The following is a 15,680-nucleotide window of genomic DNA, read 5'->3' on the forward strand; positions in this document are numbered from 1 at the left end:
GTTTTCCTCTGAAATATCCTAGTGTTTTGACGGGAACTGGCCGCGCAGCGCGCCCGCAAGCTCCTCCGGAACCTGGTCCGGGCGACTCTTCTGCGGACTGAGTGCAAGGTCATAGGTGATGGTGGCGCCATAGGCCTGAGGCGCCTGTGGGTCGTGGCGGGTCTTGTCAAAAACCAACAGCCGCGTACCCAGCTTGAAAGCCTCGTGAATATCATGGGTGACCATGAAGACGGTCATGCCCGTTTCCTGCCACAGGCTGAGCAGGAGGTCGTGCATATCGAGCCGAATGCCCGGATCAAGCGCCCCGAAGGGTTCGTCCAGAAGAAGCACATCGGGCTTTTTGACCAGAGCCTGGGCAATGGCGAGCCGCTGTTGCATGCCACCGGACAGTTGCGCCGGGTATTTGGTGCTCGCGTCTGTCAAACCGATCCGCTCCAGAAGCTCATCAAGCTCAGAAAGCGCTTTTCGGCGGGCTGCCCCGAAGAACCGGCCGGTCAGCGGGGCGGTGGCAAATTCTGCCCCGAGGATCAGGTTTTCAGCAACCGACAGATGGGGAAAGACCGAGTATTTCTGAAACACAATGCCCCGGTCCGGGGTCGGTTCGCCAGGGAGCGGGGCGCCGTTCAAAAGGATATTGCCGCGGCTCGGGTGCTCCTGGGAGAGCAGCATGCGCAGAAAGGTGGATTTGCCGCAGCCGGAGGCGCCGACAATGGTGCAAAACGCCCCTTGTTCCACATTCAGGTCCACCCGCTCCAGGACAGGAATACCATCATAGTCTTTCCAGACATTGGCAAAGGACACGGCCGCAGGCTTGCTCACAGGCTGTCTCCTTCAAGATGTTTCCAGCTAAAGACGGCGCGTGACAGGCTGCGCAGCAGGTAGTCCATGGTAAATGCAAGCAGGGTTATCCAGGCGACATAGGGAAGAATGATGTCCATCGCCATATAGCGGCGCACCAGGAAAATCCGGTAGCCGAGCCCTTCTGTTGAAGCGATGGCTTCCGCCGACACCAGAAAGATCCAGGCCGGGATGAGGCCGATCCGCAGGGCAACAACAGCTGCGGGCAGCACATTAGGAATGATAACCCGTGCCGCGATCTGCCAGCTGGAAGCCCCCAGCGTCTCCGCCTTGATGACCAGTTCCCTTGGAATGTCCAGCGCCGCCTGGGCGAGGGACCGGGCCATGACCGGGGCGGTTCCCACCACAATCAGCCCGATTTTTGCCGCTTCTCCCAGCCCCAGCATAATGAACAGGATCGGCAGAACCGTGATAGGCGGGATCAGCGAAAAGGCCGAAATGAACGGGGCAAGCGCTGCCCGTCCATAGGGCAGGATCCCCATGATCAGACCGGTCAGGAGCGCGAGCCCGGTTGAAATAACAAGTCCGGCTGCAATCCGGGCAAGGCTCGCCAGCGTGTCCTTCCACAAGAGCAGCTCGCCGTTGCGCCGGTCCGGCTCAAACGCCATTTTGCCCATGGCGGCCATCATCTTTTCAAGGGAGGGCAGCAGCCTGTCCGACGGGTTTTCCGCCAGCCGGGCTTCACTGGCCACCGTATAGAGCACGATCACCAGAACAAAGGGCAGAAGGCCCAGTACCAGGGCGGTCACTCGGTCCGGTTTCCGGTTGATCAGGCGCATTGTTTCTCCGTTTCCAGATCATCGAGGGTCCGGCCTTCCTTCCAGGGATGTGTCGCATGCCGGACCACCCAGCGCCCGCCTTCGCGGCGGCACAGGCACAGCTCAAGCGCGGCGAGCCACATCAGGTGATCCCGGCTTTGCTCTTCAAGGCCCTCATATGCGTCGATGCCCGGAGGCGCTGGCGGCCTTTTGGTGAGGGCAACGGCGAAAGCACCCGACTGAAGAAAGAGGCCCGTTTCTGACAGGCGAAGGGCCGGGGCTGCACACCCGTCCGGTTTTGACCCGTCCACAAGGCTCCAGTGTTCCAGATAGTCTTCGCCAATCCCCATCTCGACAAGGAGTTTGCCGCTGTCAAACGCCATGCGCGCCACATCCAGGCCGGTGCCGGGTTTCAGATCATGCAGCCGCAACCAGGTGCAGATCCCGCCCTCAACACGGGTGATCCCGTAAAAGGCCTCCTGTCCGGCGAGAAAACGGAGCTGATCGTCGTCGCACGCCTTCAGCGAGGTGATGCCAGAAAAGTCGGGACGCTCCAGGGGGATGCGCAGATCCGCATGATAAAGGGCTGTCTGAAGCCAGAACACCCGGGCCGGGCGGTCATTGGTCAGGACACCGGGGCCACGCCGCTCCAGGAGCGTGCGTTTCCAGAGGCCTTGCCAGGCGAGCGGAAGCTCAGGCAAGGTCTCAAACATTGAGCGCTGCCTTCTGCCGAGCTTCCTGGCCAAAGGAGGACAGGGCCTTTGCTCCTTCGGGAAGCTGCATGCCACCGGATTTTTGTTTTTCAATCAGATAGGTAAAGCTCTGCATGGTCTGGGCCAGCAGGTGATCGCCCGCACGGATCGGCTCAAAGCGTGGTGCCTCATCCCCCTCCAGCAATTGCGGCAGAGGCGCAACCACCGTGTCATAGTCACAAGCAAAGAACAGGGGGAAGGAGTAGCGTTCCTCCTTGACCTTGCGCACCCGATGGGACGTGGCCACGAAGCGCCCATTGGTCCACACTTCCATCATGTCGCCGATATTCACCACATAGGCATCGGGAAGCAGGGGCACGTCAATCCACTCCCCGGCGCCATTCATGACTTCAAGGCCGGGGGCTGTCGGCAACAACAGGGTGAAACACTCATAATCGGTGTGGGCGCCAATGCCTTGCGCATCTTTTGCCTCCGGATTGAACGGATAGTGCAGCAGGCGCAGTTGGCTCGGTGGGCAGGTGACAAAGCTGTCGAAAAACGTTTCTTCCTGCCCGAGGGCGCGGGCAAACCCCTGCAGCAGGTGGCGCCCAAGATCAAACACCGCTTCGTAATAGGCATTGACGGTGTCCTGAAACCCCTCAAGCTCTGGCCATTGGTTGGGACCGACCATCGGCGTGCCAGCCGCCACCATGGCATGGTCCTTCGCGATGTCCGGTCCAAGGTCCAGAGCTTCTTTCAGATCCTTCTTGCCATCGGCCATCACCTCTTCACCCACCGGAACATAGCCCCTGTGGTTACAGGACTTGCCGATGTAAATCTCCATTTTCTCGTCCGCGGACAACGCAAAGAAGGCCTTCGTCTTCTCAAGGAGCGCCGCCCGCAACTCCTGGCTCACCTTGTGGCCCGTGACATAGAGAAAGCCCACATCCCGTGCGGCCTCACCAAGGGCCTCCGCCACCTGCTGGCGTGCGGCAGCATCAGGCCCATACAATCCGGAAATATTGACGACGGGAAGTTCCTTGAACGCGCTTCGGGCTTTTGCAGGCATGGACAGCTCCTGACAGCTTCGGGAAGACCAAAAGAGATCTCTGCACGGCACGGCACGGCCAGCGCCGTGCAGAGAGAACCTGAGCGTTACAGCGCGCCTTTTGCGGCCATCTCGACAAAGCTGTTGTCGAAGCGCAGTTTCACATTGTTGGCATCGCCAAAGACGCTCTTGTCAGGAAATTCGACCCCGACAAATTCGGCGGATTGAGCACCTTCCCCGAGGATGCCGTGGTCAAACAGGAAGGTAGCGACGAAATTCATCGTCTCTTTCAGCTTGGGGTCGCTGGTGAACGCCAGCAGTTCCTCAGGCGTATAGAAGAGAGCGGTGGCCGCGAGCTGGGCCTTATACCCTTCCAGATCCGTGCCGGAGGCCTCGGCCATGGCTTCCAGAGCTGCCTTGCCTTCCGGCGTGTCCTGCGCCATCAGCGACAGCACTTCGAACCAGGCCCCGGCCAGCGCCTTGCCGAGGGCGGGATTGTCCTTCAGCGTGACGGTATTGACCATCATGGCATCAATGATTTCGCCCGGGATCTGGGAACTGTCGAAGACCAGTGTGCCTTCTTTCGTGTTCAGGATTTCAGAGAGCATCGGGTTCCAGGTGGCAACGGCGGTGATTTCGGGATCATCATAGACCGCCACAATATCCGCATCGGATGTATTGACGATCTTCACGTCCTTTTCGCTCAAGCCAACGCTTTCCAGCGCCCGGACCAGAAAATAATGGGAAACGGACAGCTCCACCAGATTGACATTCTGCCCCTTGATCGAAGCAAGGTCGCCGCCATGTTTCAAGATCAGGCCGTCATTGCCGTTGGAATAGTCGCCTGCGATCAAAACCGTTGTGTCGATCCCGCTGCCTGCCGGAATGGACAGCGCATCCATGTTGGTCATGGCGCAGGCATCATAGGCACCGGCCGTATACTGGTTGATGGATTCAATATAATCGTTGAACTGCGTGATCTCTACGGAAATGCCGTATTTGTCGGCCCACTTTTTCATGATGCCGGACTCTTGCAGATAGCCCCAGGGCATCCAGCCGGCATAGATGGACCAACAGACCTTGAAATCTTTCTTTTCTTCGGCTTGGGCAGCCGGGGTCAGAAAGGGCAGGGTGAGGGCCGCTGCAAATAGGGTGGCTTTGGCAATCGATCTGAACATCTGTGCGCGTCTCCTGTCTTAAGCCCGGCAGAAAGAACCGGTTGAGCTTGCGTCATGAGTTTCTTGCGCACGGCCGGGAGCAGGTTCGCGCGCGCGAAACCTCGTGCAGTAATCTCCCGGGTTTTTGTCCCGCCGTGTCACCGGATATGATGCCCAAGCCTTGCGGCCCAAAAGGCCACGTCAGAGGCTTTGACTGTCCGGCTTGCACCTCTCGGTCCTGCGTCGTGTCCGACCGGATCCCTAGGCGCGCTGCACTCCTTCCTCTTTAGCAAGCAGGATGCCAGAATAAAAGAAGAGAATTTAAGTGTTTTCTTTCAATTGGATAAAGAAATTTTCAGTGCCGTACGCAAAAACCTCTGCGTCGGTCTGCTGCGCTGAAGTGATTAATAAAGAGGCGTGATTGACCAGTAAGCGATCACCTTCTGCAGCAGGTCCCATGGGCCCCTAAGATTTTCTGAGGCCTTTGCGGCATCTGTCTACCGGAGCCCCCCTGTTCCGCAACACCGGCCAGGACGGGGCTCGGCAAACGGCCTTCTTTGCGGATATCCGGAGCCTGACTGTTCATCTGCACCGGTCCATCTGCAAAGGCCTCAGACCTTGTCCGGATCGTTAAACAGCTCCGCGAAAAAGTCGACCTGCTCCGGCACGAAGGCGTCACCGCGCCCACCGGCAATCGACTGGTCGAGGGCGGTCTTGGCTCCTTCTGCCATGATGGAGGTCACGCCCAGGCTTTCGGCCATGTCCATGTAATAGCCCAGGTCCTTGCGTGCGTTGCGGATTGAAAAGGCAAGCATGTTCGGGTCACCGTCAATCGCAAAGGCCTTGATGAAATCCATCATACCGGAGCGCAGCGGTCCGGCAGACATGACGTCATAAAGCTTCTGGCGCTCCACCCCGGCCTTGTCAGCCATGGCAAAGGCTTCCGCCATGCCGTTGGCCACCGCCTGGGCAAAGAAATTGTTGATCAGCTTGATTGTGTGCCCAGTGCCAAGTGCGCCCAGATGGAACACATTTTCCCCCAGATCCTGCAGCACCGGCTCCACTTTCCGGTAGGCCGTTTCGTCCCCGGAACACATCAGGTTCAGCTTGCCTTCCAACGCATGGGACGGCGTACGGCCGATGGGACAATCGAGATAGACCGCCTGTGTCTTTTCAATATCAGCCCCGATGGCCTTGGTGGAGGCGGGCAGGGAGGTGCCGAAATCAATGACGATCTTGCCGGGCGCCAACCCGGCAATCACACCCTCCGGCCCGTAGATGCGGCTTTCAACCGACGCGGACGTATCGACACATACCATCACGATGTCGCAGGCTCTGGCAATTTCGCGCGCCGTAGCGACTTCTTTCGCTCCCCGGGCCACCAGCGCGTCCACGCGCTCTCTTGACCGGTTGGCGACGAGTGTGAGCGGATACCCCTTGTCCAGAAGGCGGTTGCACATGGCAGCCCCCATGAGGCCGATGCCGATAAATCCGATTTTGGGCTGTGTCATGCCGAGTGTCCTCACCTTGCTCATTGGTTGTTTGCGTGCGTCACTGCACCTGATTTCAATATGTGATTCTGGGCTCATCTTTCACCGGCTTTTCTCACCGCCTCAACCAGGCGCAAAGCCTCCAGCCCGTCCCGCCCGGAAACTTTGGCCGTTCGGACGTTTCCGCGCACCAGCTGCGCAAAATGGGTCAATTGATCCGTCAGAGGGTCCACCGTTTCAAACGGCACCGGCGCGCTCTTCAAGGGCCGGGACCAGTCGCCCTCCTTGCCCTCGGCATCGCTCCAGATCCGTAAATTGGGAAAGTCGAAACTTCCTTCCGTGCAGCCGATCCGCCAGGACGCCAAACCGGTTTCGGCGATAGTGGGATTTTCCCCGCTCGCGCCTTCAAAACTCCAGGGGGTCAGCGCCGCATCACTCAACACAATGGTAGCCAGAACACCACTTTCAAAACGCAGCAGGACGGCAGCGCTGTCTTCCACCGGCGTCTTGCGGATGCGACTGGACACCATGGCCTTGACCTCAAGAACCGGCCCGAACAGCCCCAGAAGAAGATCAGCCTCATGGATGAAATTGATCAAAAGCGGCCCGCCGTTGCCATCCCGCCGCCAGGCGCCTTTCTCAAAATAACTTTCCGGCTTGCGGACCGCCCAGATCACAGACACCATCACCGGCTGGCCAAGAGCCTTTGTGGCAATCATCTCCCTGGCCTTGTCCACCACCGGGAGATAGCGCCTGTGGTGTCCGGCAAGCAAAGGCACTCCGGCCGTCTCAAAGCACTCTACGAGAGTTTCGGCATCTGCCACCGTGCCGGCAACCGGTTTTTCAACAAGCACCGCCCAGGATCTTTCAAGACAGGCAAGCCCGCTTGGCAAGTGGTCCGCATTCGGGGTCGCAATCAGGGCCGCCTCGCAGGTCTCCTTGGGCACATCCGCGAGACGGACCGCCCATTGACAGCCAAGCTCCGTAGCCAGTGCCTGGCGGCCAGGATCCGGGTCAACAATCCAGACAAGTTCAATCTCCGGATGGGCGGCTGCCTTTCTGGCATGCCGCTCACCGACCAGACCTGCGCCAAGCACGGCGACGCGCAGGGGCGTATTTGTTTTCAGGGCCATTGTTGGTTCAGGCACAATAGGGCGCGTCATTGCCCCAGCGGTGTTGCGGGATGTGGTCTGTATGGGCGAGGCGGTGGCGGGTGTCTTCCCACATGGCCTTCCAGGCCCGCCAATCCTTCAGCTCAGTCCCGGGCCGCTGCCGGGAGCGGGCAACAAACTCCGGAAAATGACTGCGTCCCGAGGGCTGTCCGGTCACATGATAGCGAAGATCGAACGACCAGCGGTATCCCTGACTGGTATTGGCAAGAGATCCATGGGGCGTCAGCGGGTGAAACAGGACGGCCCCACCGGCTTTGACAGGAGCAGGCACGGCTGTTTCCCTGGGACGGTAGGCATCGGCAATGCCGACCTGAGATTTCAGGCAATGGGGCAGCATTCCCCGATACCGGCCCGGGGCCACCTGAAGACAGCCATTTTCAACAGTCGCATCGGTGATCGCCAGCCAGACAGTGACAAAGGTCGTGCCGTCCGCTTCCTCAAGCGTCACCCCCTGGTCCTGATGCCAGTCAGTCGCGACCACATGAGCCCGGCTCTCAGAGGCATCCACCGCACTTTGTGGCGGCTTGATCCGCACATGCTGGATCGGGTTGGAGGAAATCTCAGGTCCGATCAGCGCTTCGACACAGTCCAGAATGTTGCCGTTGGTCGCCATGGCGAACACGGCTGGCCCGAAATGCATCGGCGTGTCCACGGTGATCCCGTCATGGGGCAGGCTGATATCGAAAGGCTGGTACCAGTCAAAACCGCCCGGGTAACACCGGTCCAGCTTGTCCCAGAACCCTGCTTCGGTGCCAAGTGGCGGCACCTTGCCCTGCCGCTGCCAACGGCCATAGAGCTGATCCATCAGGTCCGCATATTCCTTCCGGATGGCGGAAAGCGCCGCCTCATCCAGAAGATTTTCGACCACCAAATAGCCCTCTTCGTGGAAGCGTTCGATATCGCCTTGGGTCAGCATGACACATCACCTCATAGCAGCAGAGTCACGATTGTCGGCCAGATCAGCAGCACAGCAAGGGCAATGAGCTGAACCCCGATGAAGGGCAGAAAGCCCCGGAAAATGTCGGTCAGGGAGATATGCGGCGGTGCCACCGATTTCAGATAGAACGCGGCCGGTCCGAAGGGCGGAGACAGGAAACTGACCTGCATGTTCATGCAGAACAGGACCCCGAACCAGATGGCCACATGCTGCGGCGACAGCTGACCGATAAAGCCGATCTCCTCGATCGGCAGACGCTTCACGATCGGGAGGAATACCGGAATGATCAGAAGCACGATCCCAACCCAGTCCATGAAGGCGCCCATGAACAGCAGGATCACCATCATGGTCAGGATCACAAGCATAGTCGGCATTTCCGCCCCAATGATCAGCTGGGCAATATAGGTCGGGCCGCCTGCCAAGGTGTAGGCCCCGGCCAGGGTCGCCGCTCCGATCGTAACCCAAATGATCGTGCCGGTGGAGCGCAGCGTGCGCATCATAGACACCCAGAGCAGATCCACCGAGGCTTCGCCGCGGAACAGGGCTATGCAGAAGACGGCGACCGCGCCCATCCCGGCCGCTTCTGTGATCCCCGTGACCCCGCCATAGATGGAACCAAGCACAATGCCGATCACCGCAAGTGGCGGCACCAGCCCCTTTCCGTGTTCCCATCCGGCGGCCGTGCGTTTGCGCCCGGCCACAAGAAAGATCAGCGCCAGGGCTAGGACACCGATCCCGGCCAGCAAAGGCAGGTCGGACACCATGCCAAAGGGAGGAGGATCGAAATCCTCAACACTCGCATCATTACGCCCAAGCGCTGTCAGAAACGCAATCCGCGCAATCATCAGGGCGATGACACCAGAAATTACCAGCCCGAGAAAGCCTGCAAACATCAACAGCTTTTCCCCCCCATCGGGGTCACCTTCACGGGGTTCTGGCAAGGGCGCCTGGGACGGGTCCATTTGGGTGCGGACCACGATATAGAGCATGATGAAACTGGCGAGCATGAAACCGGGAATGAACGCGCCGGTGAAAAGCGCCTTGATCGAAGTTTCCGTGATCAGGCCATAGATGATCAGAACAATGGAGGGCGGGATCATTGTGCCCAATGAGCCGGAGGCACAAATGGTGCCGATGGCCAGGTTCTGATTGTAGCCAAGGCGCAGCATCTGGGGCAGAGCAATAAGGCCCAGCAGCACCACTTCCCCACCGATAATTCCGGACATGGCGGCCATCAGCACGGCCATGATGGAGGTTACGATGGCAACGCCGCCCCGGGCCCGGCTCAGCCAGAAATCGAGACTGTCATACATCTGCTTGGCAATGCCGGACCGCTCCAGGAGAGCCGCCATGAAAATGAACAGCGGTACCGAAATGAGCACATATTCGGTCATCAGGTCGAAGATCTTCTGGGTCAGAAGATACAGTGGCCCTGTTCCGGGATTGCTGGTCAGAAGCCCGGTGCCAAAACTGGAAGGATCGGTCAGAAGCGTGGGTTCGAACTTCATGATCATGACCAGCGCGGCCAGAATGGCGGACGCAAAGCCAAGCGGCATTCCGATGCCCAGCAGGAAGAGAAGCCCGAAAACCAGGACTATTGAAATCGTGCCGACATCCATCAGTTCGCACCTACACTTTTCTTGATTGCTGCAAGTTCTTCCTCGTCGATGAGATCGTTCTCGTCATGATCGGAAGACTGTTTGTTCCAGTCGGCGATAAGATTGGCGACGGCCTGAAGGGCAACCAGCACAACCACGATCAGGATCATTGGCTGAATGGTCGCGGGAATGGGAGGATCAAAGGCCGTACCGAACATTTCCCAGCGGTGGAACTTGATGGCAAAGACCTGTTTGTAGCTGCCATAGACCATCAGGAACGCAAACAGACACAAAAGCGTCACCGAAATGACGTCACAGGCATGGCGCAACGGCCGGGGCAGAATGTCATAAAGGATGAAAATGCGGATGTGGCAGCGCTGTTGCATCGCATAGACACCAGAGAGCAGGAACACGAAGCCGGCGATCCAGAGTGTCAGTTCATTCGCCCACAGGGTTGGCGCTTCGACCACATAGCGCATGAACACTTCATAGAGCATCACAAGCGTCATGATGATGATGAGAAGCATGGTGACCCGACCCAGGAAGAGCGCAAAACGGTCAAAAACCGTATAGTCGGGATATTCCATCTGGGCGTGGACCAGAGTGCGCATGCCCAGCAGAAAAATGACCGGTGCGAGCAGAAGTGCAGCCCAATCGATGATGTCCATAGTGCCTCCGAAAAGGCCGGGAAGACCGGAAGAGACATCCTTGCGCTCGTGCAATTCGGTAATCTGCGCCGTCATGCTGTCATTGGCATGCGGGAAGAAATCGAGAATATACGCCGGGCCATGCCAGATGATCCACCCAGCACAGAAAACGAACGCGACGGGGATCGCCCATTCGCGCAGAGCGCCGGGTTTTTGGCTTGTCATCGATCTTCCTCCCATCAGGACACTGTGTAATGCGCAAAAAATCCCGGGTTGGGATCTTCGGGACCGGCAGCACGTCCCCGGTTGCGGTTCACCGGACCGGCCAGATCCTGCGGCGCACGCTGTAACGCGACGGCCGTTCCCGCCACCAGACAAGCCGTCCGGCGCCAGCGGATCTGCCGAGATGATCCGTGCTCTTCCGGCGCCTCAAACGGCAGCACGTGGCTTGTGACGGATGCGAGTTTCATGGTGCAACAAGTAGCGTTGAACGAAGCGGCAGGAACCCAGGTTCCTGCCGCCTTCTGGTTTCGAACGCCGCAGGGGCTTACTTCATTGCGCCAAGGTTCCGCAGGAAGGCCAGATGGCTCTCCAGCAGGGACTTGGCTTCCGGCGTGGTTGCGAACTCAACCCAGGCTTCCTGAACTGCCTGACGGTAAACAGCCATGTCCTCATCAGACCAGGTGTTCAGCTTGATGCCTTTTTCCCGGAGTTCCTTGGCCGTCTGGGCATTCTTGACTTCGTTGATAGTGGAGTTTTTAAGGCCAAGCGCCTGCATGCCGACTTTCAGAATTGCCTTGTGGTGCTCAGGCATGGCATCCCAGACATCCTTGCGGCAGGCCAGATGGTCGGCCGGCATGGAGTGGAAACCGGGATAGTTGGTTTCCGTGGCAATGTCGTAAAGGCCAAGACCCACATTGTTGGTCAGATTGGCCGCATCGGCGCCATCAATAATGCCGGTTTCAAGCGCAGTGAAGATCTCGTTGAAATCCATCACGATCGGCGAAGCACCAAGCTTTTCGAAGATCAGCGTGATCACGCCCGGGGGAGAGCGGAACTTCCAGTTTTTCAGATCCTTCACACCGGAAAAAGGTTTGGTGGAGGACAGCGATTCAGGCCCCGGAATCCACCAGCCCACAAACTCCATGTTGTTGGCGTTGTACAGCTCATTCAGCTTTTCATAGCCGCCGCCATGAAGCAGCCAGGCATATTGCTGGTAGGGGTTCTGATAGCCGCCGGTCAGATCGCCGGCAAACTGGAAGGCCGGATTTTTGCCGGTCTGATAGGCACCGCCAGTCATGTCGCAATCAAGAATGCCGGTCGCTGCCGCATCGAAGGTTTCAGCGGACTTGACCACCGAAGACGCGAAGAACATCTCGATTTCGATTTCTCCATTGGACATGGTGGTCACGTCATCAATGAATTCCTGGGCCATCTTGCCCGACAGGGTTTCTGTCGAGAAATGGGTCTGAATGCGCAGTTTTGTCTTGTCGGCCGCAAAAGCGTCTGTCGTGCCGCCCATGGACAGGGCAAGGCCCGCCATGGCAACGCCGGCAAGCATGGATCTGGTCAAGGTCTTGAGCATACGTGTTCCTCCCGGTTGCTCGAAGATTGGCGACGGTCCTCCATCGGCAATCCTGTTTGCTGGCCCATTTTCTAGGGTCTCCAGCCATTTCATCCATCTTGACAATGCCAGTGATGGATAGATCTTCTCCTGTCGGAACGCCCCATCCACGGACCGTCCCGGTTCTTCTGCTCTTCCGGCTAAGCCGCCCCCCGGGCATCCCGGGTTAGTAAATCCTCAGCCTCCAGCTTTTCCCAGTCAAACGTCACGCCAATGCCCGGCGCGCCGGGTGCGACCGCGCGGCCATTTTCCAGCACAAGCGGGCGCATCGTATACTGGTCAATCGGGAAAGAGTGCACTTCCAGCCAGCCATCGCTGCCAAGCCCTGATAGAAGACTGACATGAAGCTCCTGCATGCCGTGGCTGCAGACCGGAACCTGCGTTTGTGACGCCAGTTCCGCTGCTTGCAGGAACCCGGTAATCCCGCCGCAATTGGAAGCATCTGGCTGGATATAACTCAAATCGGCCTGATCAAGCGCGTAGCCGAATTCAAAGATCGTATGGAGATTTTCACCCATTGCGAGCGGCATGCCGGTGGCGGCAGCAATCTTTGCATACCCCTGATAATCGTCGGGAAGGGTCGGCTCTTCGAACCAAAGGATGTCATAGGGCTTGAACGCATTGGCCGCTTCGATGGCCTGATCCACGCTCATGGAATAATTGGCATCCACCATGAATTCTATGTCCGGACCGATCAGTTCGCGCACCGCTGCGATCCGTTCCACATCTTCGGCCAGGGTGGGCTGGCCGATCTTGATCTTGATGCCTCTGGCGCCTCGCGCGAGATACCCGCGAATGCTGTCCAGAAGCTTGGGCAGCGGAAAGGCCAGATCAATGCCGCCGAAATAGGCATTGCAGGTGGTCCCGGCACCGCCGGCCAGCTTCCAGAGCGGTGCGTCCGCCTCTTTGCCCCTGAGATCCCAAAGAGCAATGTCAACGGCGGAAATTGCAAAGGAGGCGATACCGCCCCGGGCCACATAATGCACGTGCCATTGCATTGCCTCATAGAGCGCTTCGACATTCGTAGCATCCCGGCCGACCAGCATCGGTGACAGGTCATGTTCAATCATGGCTGCAATCGCCCGGCCGCCCTTGCCGCCGGTATAGGTATAGCCCGTCCCCTGACGACCATCGGCAAGCATCACCGTTGCCGTCACTAGCTCGAAATGGGTGTGGTCGCCATGTTTGGCGTCTACCAGCACTTCAACAAGCGGAATATGAAAAAGCCGGACGGAAATTCCGGAGATTGCTGTCAAGGACCCCTCCCAAGATGCCAAGACCAGTTTGGAAACAACGCTTTGGTATGACCAAGCGCGCTGAGCAGACCTTGAATTGCGGTTCAAGTCAAGGCCGTTTCCTTGCTGTTTTGTTAAATCGATTGAATAAAAGTGACAAGCTATTGATTTACTGAATTTATTACACTTCTCGGAACTTCCTCACGTAAAGACTTGCCAGGAATTGCCTCTGGACTTAGCATCTCCGGCGAATATCTCCTGACTTTTGGTATGACCAAATTCACCCATTGGCGAACATGGCCCTTGACGACCGACCAGAGACCACCGGACAGGCCCGCGCCTCAGATGCTGTTGTTGCAGATCTGGAAGCGCGGATCTCCTCCGGCCTGCTGGCCTCAGGTCAGCCACTGCCGGCAGAGCGGGATCTGATGGAGGAGTTCGGCACGTCCCGGACCGTGGTCCGTGAAGCCATTTCCACACTCGCCAACCGCGGCTTGATCGAACTGCGCCCAAGATACCGTCCCAGAGTGCGCAAACCGGATTACGGCACCCTGATCGACGCCACCGGCACAATCGTCCGCACGCTCCTGCATGAGCCGGACGGGGTACAGAATCTTTATCAGAGCCGTGTCTTTATCGAACGGGGACTGGTGCGCGATGCAGCGCTGACGGCGACCAAGGACGATATTGCCGACCTGAAAGCCGCGCTGATTGCCAATGAAGCCGCAATCTATGCGTCAGAGGAGTTTTTCCGCACCGATATCGCGTTTCACGGGGTCCTCTACCGCATGAACGGCAACCCGGTCTTCCCCGCGATCCATGAAGGGTTCACGTCGTGGCTGTCGCCCCAGTGGCGCAAGTTGGACCGCAACATCGTCCATAATGAAACAGTCTATGCCGCCCACAAGTCCATATACGACGCTATTTTGGAACGGGATCCGGCGAGGGCAGAGGAGGCCCTGGTCGAGCACCTGCGCGTGGCCTGGGCCTATGTGGAGGAAACTTTTTGAGCCGGGCACCTGAATAAGTGACGGCCAAAGGCGCTGACTTACATACCAGAGAAGGGCAGCGGGTGTCTTCCGGACCCGCCCGGCCAGAGCACCAATCACGCGCGCTGGCTTGAAATCCCGCAAGACCAGGGCTGGCCGCACCGGGTGTTGCCAGGTTTTGCCAGGTGAAAACGGGAGGAATATACATGAAAACGATTGGAGTTATCGGACTGGGCGACATGGGCTCTGGGCTTGCCAAGAACCTGATTGCAAACGGCTTTCACACAAGAGGGTTTGATCTGTCCAGTGCCCGCATGGCGGCCTTTGAAGCCTTGGGCGGCATGCCTGCAGAAAATGCAGGTGAAGCGGGCAGGGGGGCAGACGCTGTTTTTGTGATGGTCATGAACGGCGCCCAGGTCCAAAATGTCCTGTTTGGCGAGACCGGGCTTGTGAACACGATGCCCCCGGGAAGCGCGGTCCTGCTCACCGCTACCATCAAACCAAGCGAAGCCCGTTCCCTGGGCGAGGACCTTGTCGGGAGCGGAATTCACCTCATCGACAGTCCTGTTTCCGGCGGATTTGCCGGCGCCCAAAGCGGTACGCTGACCATGATGGCAGCCGCCCCTGCAGCGGTTCTGACCCGCTTTGCCCCCGTTATGGAGGCTGTTTCGGCCCATATCCACCGGGTAGGAACGTCACCCGGCGACGGGCAAACGGTCAAAGCCTGCCTTCAGTCCCTGATCGGGTCCCAGTTTGCCGCAACCTTCGAAGCTGCAGCACTCGCTGCCAAGGCTGGCGTGCCGGGGCAGGTGATCCTCGATGTCTTTTCCACCTCATCTGCAGGCTGCGGTATCGTCAAAAATGCCCTTGAAAAGATCATTGACCGGCAATTTGAAGGCACCGGCAGTCACATCAACACCATGCACAAGGACCTGACAATTTCTCTGAACCTGGGGGAAGAGCTCGGCGTGCCGTTGCACACGGCCGCCGCCGCCATGCAGATCTTTCACGCGGGCCGGACCAAATATCCGCAGGGAGACAACTGGGTCTGCACACGGGTGATTGAGGAGATCATCGGCGCTGAACTTCACCGGACAGGGGCCAAACGCGCATGAAACTCGGAGTTATCTGTGACGGCATCAGCCGCGATCTCGCCCATGCCCTGAAGGTCATGAACGGAGCCGGACTCGATTATGCGGAGCTGCAATTTGTGGGTGACAAGGAAGTCGGAGATCATTCAAGCGAGGAGACCGCCGCCATCAAGGCACTTCTCAAACAGCATGGCAAAAAAGTCAGCTGCCTGTCCCGGCATGTGTTTGCAGGCATGACAACCACCAACCGGCCCGGCGATGCGCTGCATAGCCGTGAGCGTCCGCTGAACCCCACCTCCCGCTTTTCGATTTTGCGCCTTAAGTGTCCACTTATGCAAATGGACACTTAAAGGCGCGTGATGAGCAAACGAAAGAAACGGCGGA

The 15,680-nt window shown here is 58.4% G+C and carries 15 protein-coding genes; 3 read left to right on the forward strand and 12 right to left on the reverse strand.

Going from position 1 to position 15,680, the window contains the following annotated elements:
• Positions 1-18: 18 nt before the first annotated feature.
• The 12 genes from ACXAH0_RS22470 to ACXAH0_RS22525 form a co-directional block, all read right to left on the reverse strand.
• Positions 19-819, reverse strand: coding sequence for an ABC transporter ATP-binding protein (locus ACXAH0_RS22470; RefSeq protein WP_475184542.1), 801 nt, complete (start codon positions 817-819; stop codon positions 19-21).
• The gene (locus ACXAH0_RS22475) at positions 816-1,637 is read right to left on the reverse strand and encodes an ABC transporter permease (RefSeq protein WP_475184539.1); all 822 of its coding nucleotides are present in this window, start codon (positions 1,635-1,637) and stop codon (positions 816-818) included. The genes ACXAH0_RS22470 and ACXAH0_RS22475 overlap by 4 nt, the downstream gene beginning before the upstream one ends.
• Entirely contained in the window at positions 1,628-2,329 is a 702-nt protein-coding gene (locus ACXAH0_RS22480; protein WP_475195191.1) for a hypothetical protein, read from the reverse strand. The genes ACXAH0_RS22475 and ACXAH0_RS22480 overlap by 10 nt, the downstream gene beginning before the upstream one ends.
• Entirely contained in the window at positions 2,322-3,377 is a 1,056-nt protein-coding gene (locus ACXAH0_RS22485; RefSeq protein WP_475195192.1) for an isopenicillin N synthase family dioxygenase, read from the reverse strand. Before ACXAH0_RS22485 ends, ACXAH0_RS22480 begins: the two co-directional genes overlap by 8 nt.
• Positions 3,378-3,463: 86 nt before the next feature.
• On the reverse strand, positions 3,464-4,534 hold the full coding sequence (locus tag ACXAH0_RS22490) for a putative urea ABC transporter substrate-binding protein (RefSeq protein WP_475195194.1): 1,071 nt from the start codon (positions 4,532-4,534) through the stop codon (positions 3,464-3,466).
• Between the two features lie 590 nt (positions 4,535-5,124).
• Complete coding sequence (locus ACXAH0_RS22495) at positions 5,125-6,024, reverse strand: NAD(P)-dependent oxidoreductase (protein WP_475195196.1); 900 nt, start codon at positions 6,022-6,024, stop codon at positions 5,125-5,127.
• 74 nt (positions 6,025-6,098) lie between these two features.
• Positions 6,099-7,136, reverse strand: a complete 1,038-nt coding sequence (locus tag ACXAH0_RS22500; RefSeq protein WP_475195197.1) for a Gfo/Idh/MocA family protein — start codon at positions 7,134-7,136, stop codon at positions 6,099-6,101.
• Between the two features lie 7 nt (positions 7,137-7,143).
• Positions 7,144-8,091: a phytanoyl-CoA dioxygenase family protein gene (locus ACXAH0_RS22505; protein ID WP_475195199.1), complete on the reverse strand. Its 948-nt coding sequence runs from the start codon at positions 8,089-8,091 to the stop codon at positions 7,144-7,146.
• An 11-nt stretch (positions 8,092-8,102) separates the two neighbouring features.
• Positions 8,103-9,731: a TRAP transporter large permease gene (locus tag ACXAH0_RS22510; RefSeq protein ID WP_475184509.1), complete on the reverse strand. Its 1,629-nt coding sequence runs from the start codon at positions 9,729-9,731 to the stop codon at positions 8,103-8,105.
• Positions 9,731-10,582 carry a TRAP transporter small permease subunit gene (locus ACXAH0_RS22515; protein WP_475195201.1) on the reverse strand — a complete coding sequence of 284 codons (852 nt, stop codon included), beginning with the start codon at positions 10,580-10,582 and terminating at the stop codon, positions 9,731-9,733. The genes ACXAH0_RS22510 and ACXAH0_RS22515 overlap by 1 nt, the downstream gene beginning before the upstream one ends.
• 322 nt (positions 10,583-10,904) lie before the next feature.
• Positions 10,905-11,942, reverse strand: coding sequence for a TRAP transporter substrate-binding protein (locus ACXAH0_RS22520; protein ID WP_475195203.1), 1,038 nt, complete (start codon positions 11,940-11,942; stop codon positions 10,905-10,907).
• 179 nt (positions 11,943-12,121) lie between these two features.
• Positions 12,122-13,237, reverse strand: a complete 1,116-nt coding sequence (locus ACXAH0_RS22525) for a mandelate racemase/muconate lactonizing enzyme family protein (protein ID WP_475195204.1) — start codon at positions 13,235-13,237, stop codon at positions 12,122-12,124.
• A 275-nt stretch (positions 13,238-13,512) separates the two neighbouring features.
• On the opposite strand from ACXAH0_RS22525, the gene ACXAH0_RS22530 reads away from it, so the two are divergent.
• The 3 genes from ACXAH0_RS22530 (at position 13,513) to ACXAH0_RS22540 (ending at position 15,646) form a co-directional block, all read left to right on the forward strand.
• A complete protein-coding gene (locus tag ACXAH0_RS22530) occupies positions 13,513-14,226 on the forward strand; it encodes an FCD domain-containing protein (RefSeq protein ID WP_475184491.1) in 714 nt (237 codons plus the stop codon).
• Positions 14,227-14,411: 185 nt separating this feature from the next.
• Entirely contained in the window at positions 14,412-15,320 is a 909-nt protein-coding gene (locus ACXAH0_RS22535) for an NAD(P)-dependent oxidoreductase (protein ID WP_475195206.1), read from the forward strand.
• The gene (locus tag ACXAH0_RS22540) at positions 15,317-15,646 is read left to right on the forward strand and encodes a hypothetical protein (protein ID WP_475195207.1); all 330 of its coding nucleotides are present in this window, start codon (positions 15,317-15,319) and stop codon (positions 15,644-15,646) included. Before ACXAH0_RS22535 ends, ACXAH0_RS22540 begins: the two co-directional genes overlap by 4 nt.
• Positions 15,647-15,680: the final 34 nt, after the last annotated feature.

The sequence above is a fragment of the Roseibium sp. AWQ4_290 genome, assembly GCF_056160985.1.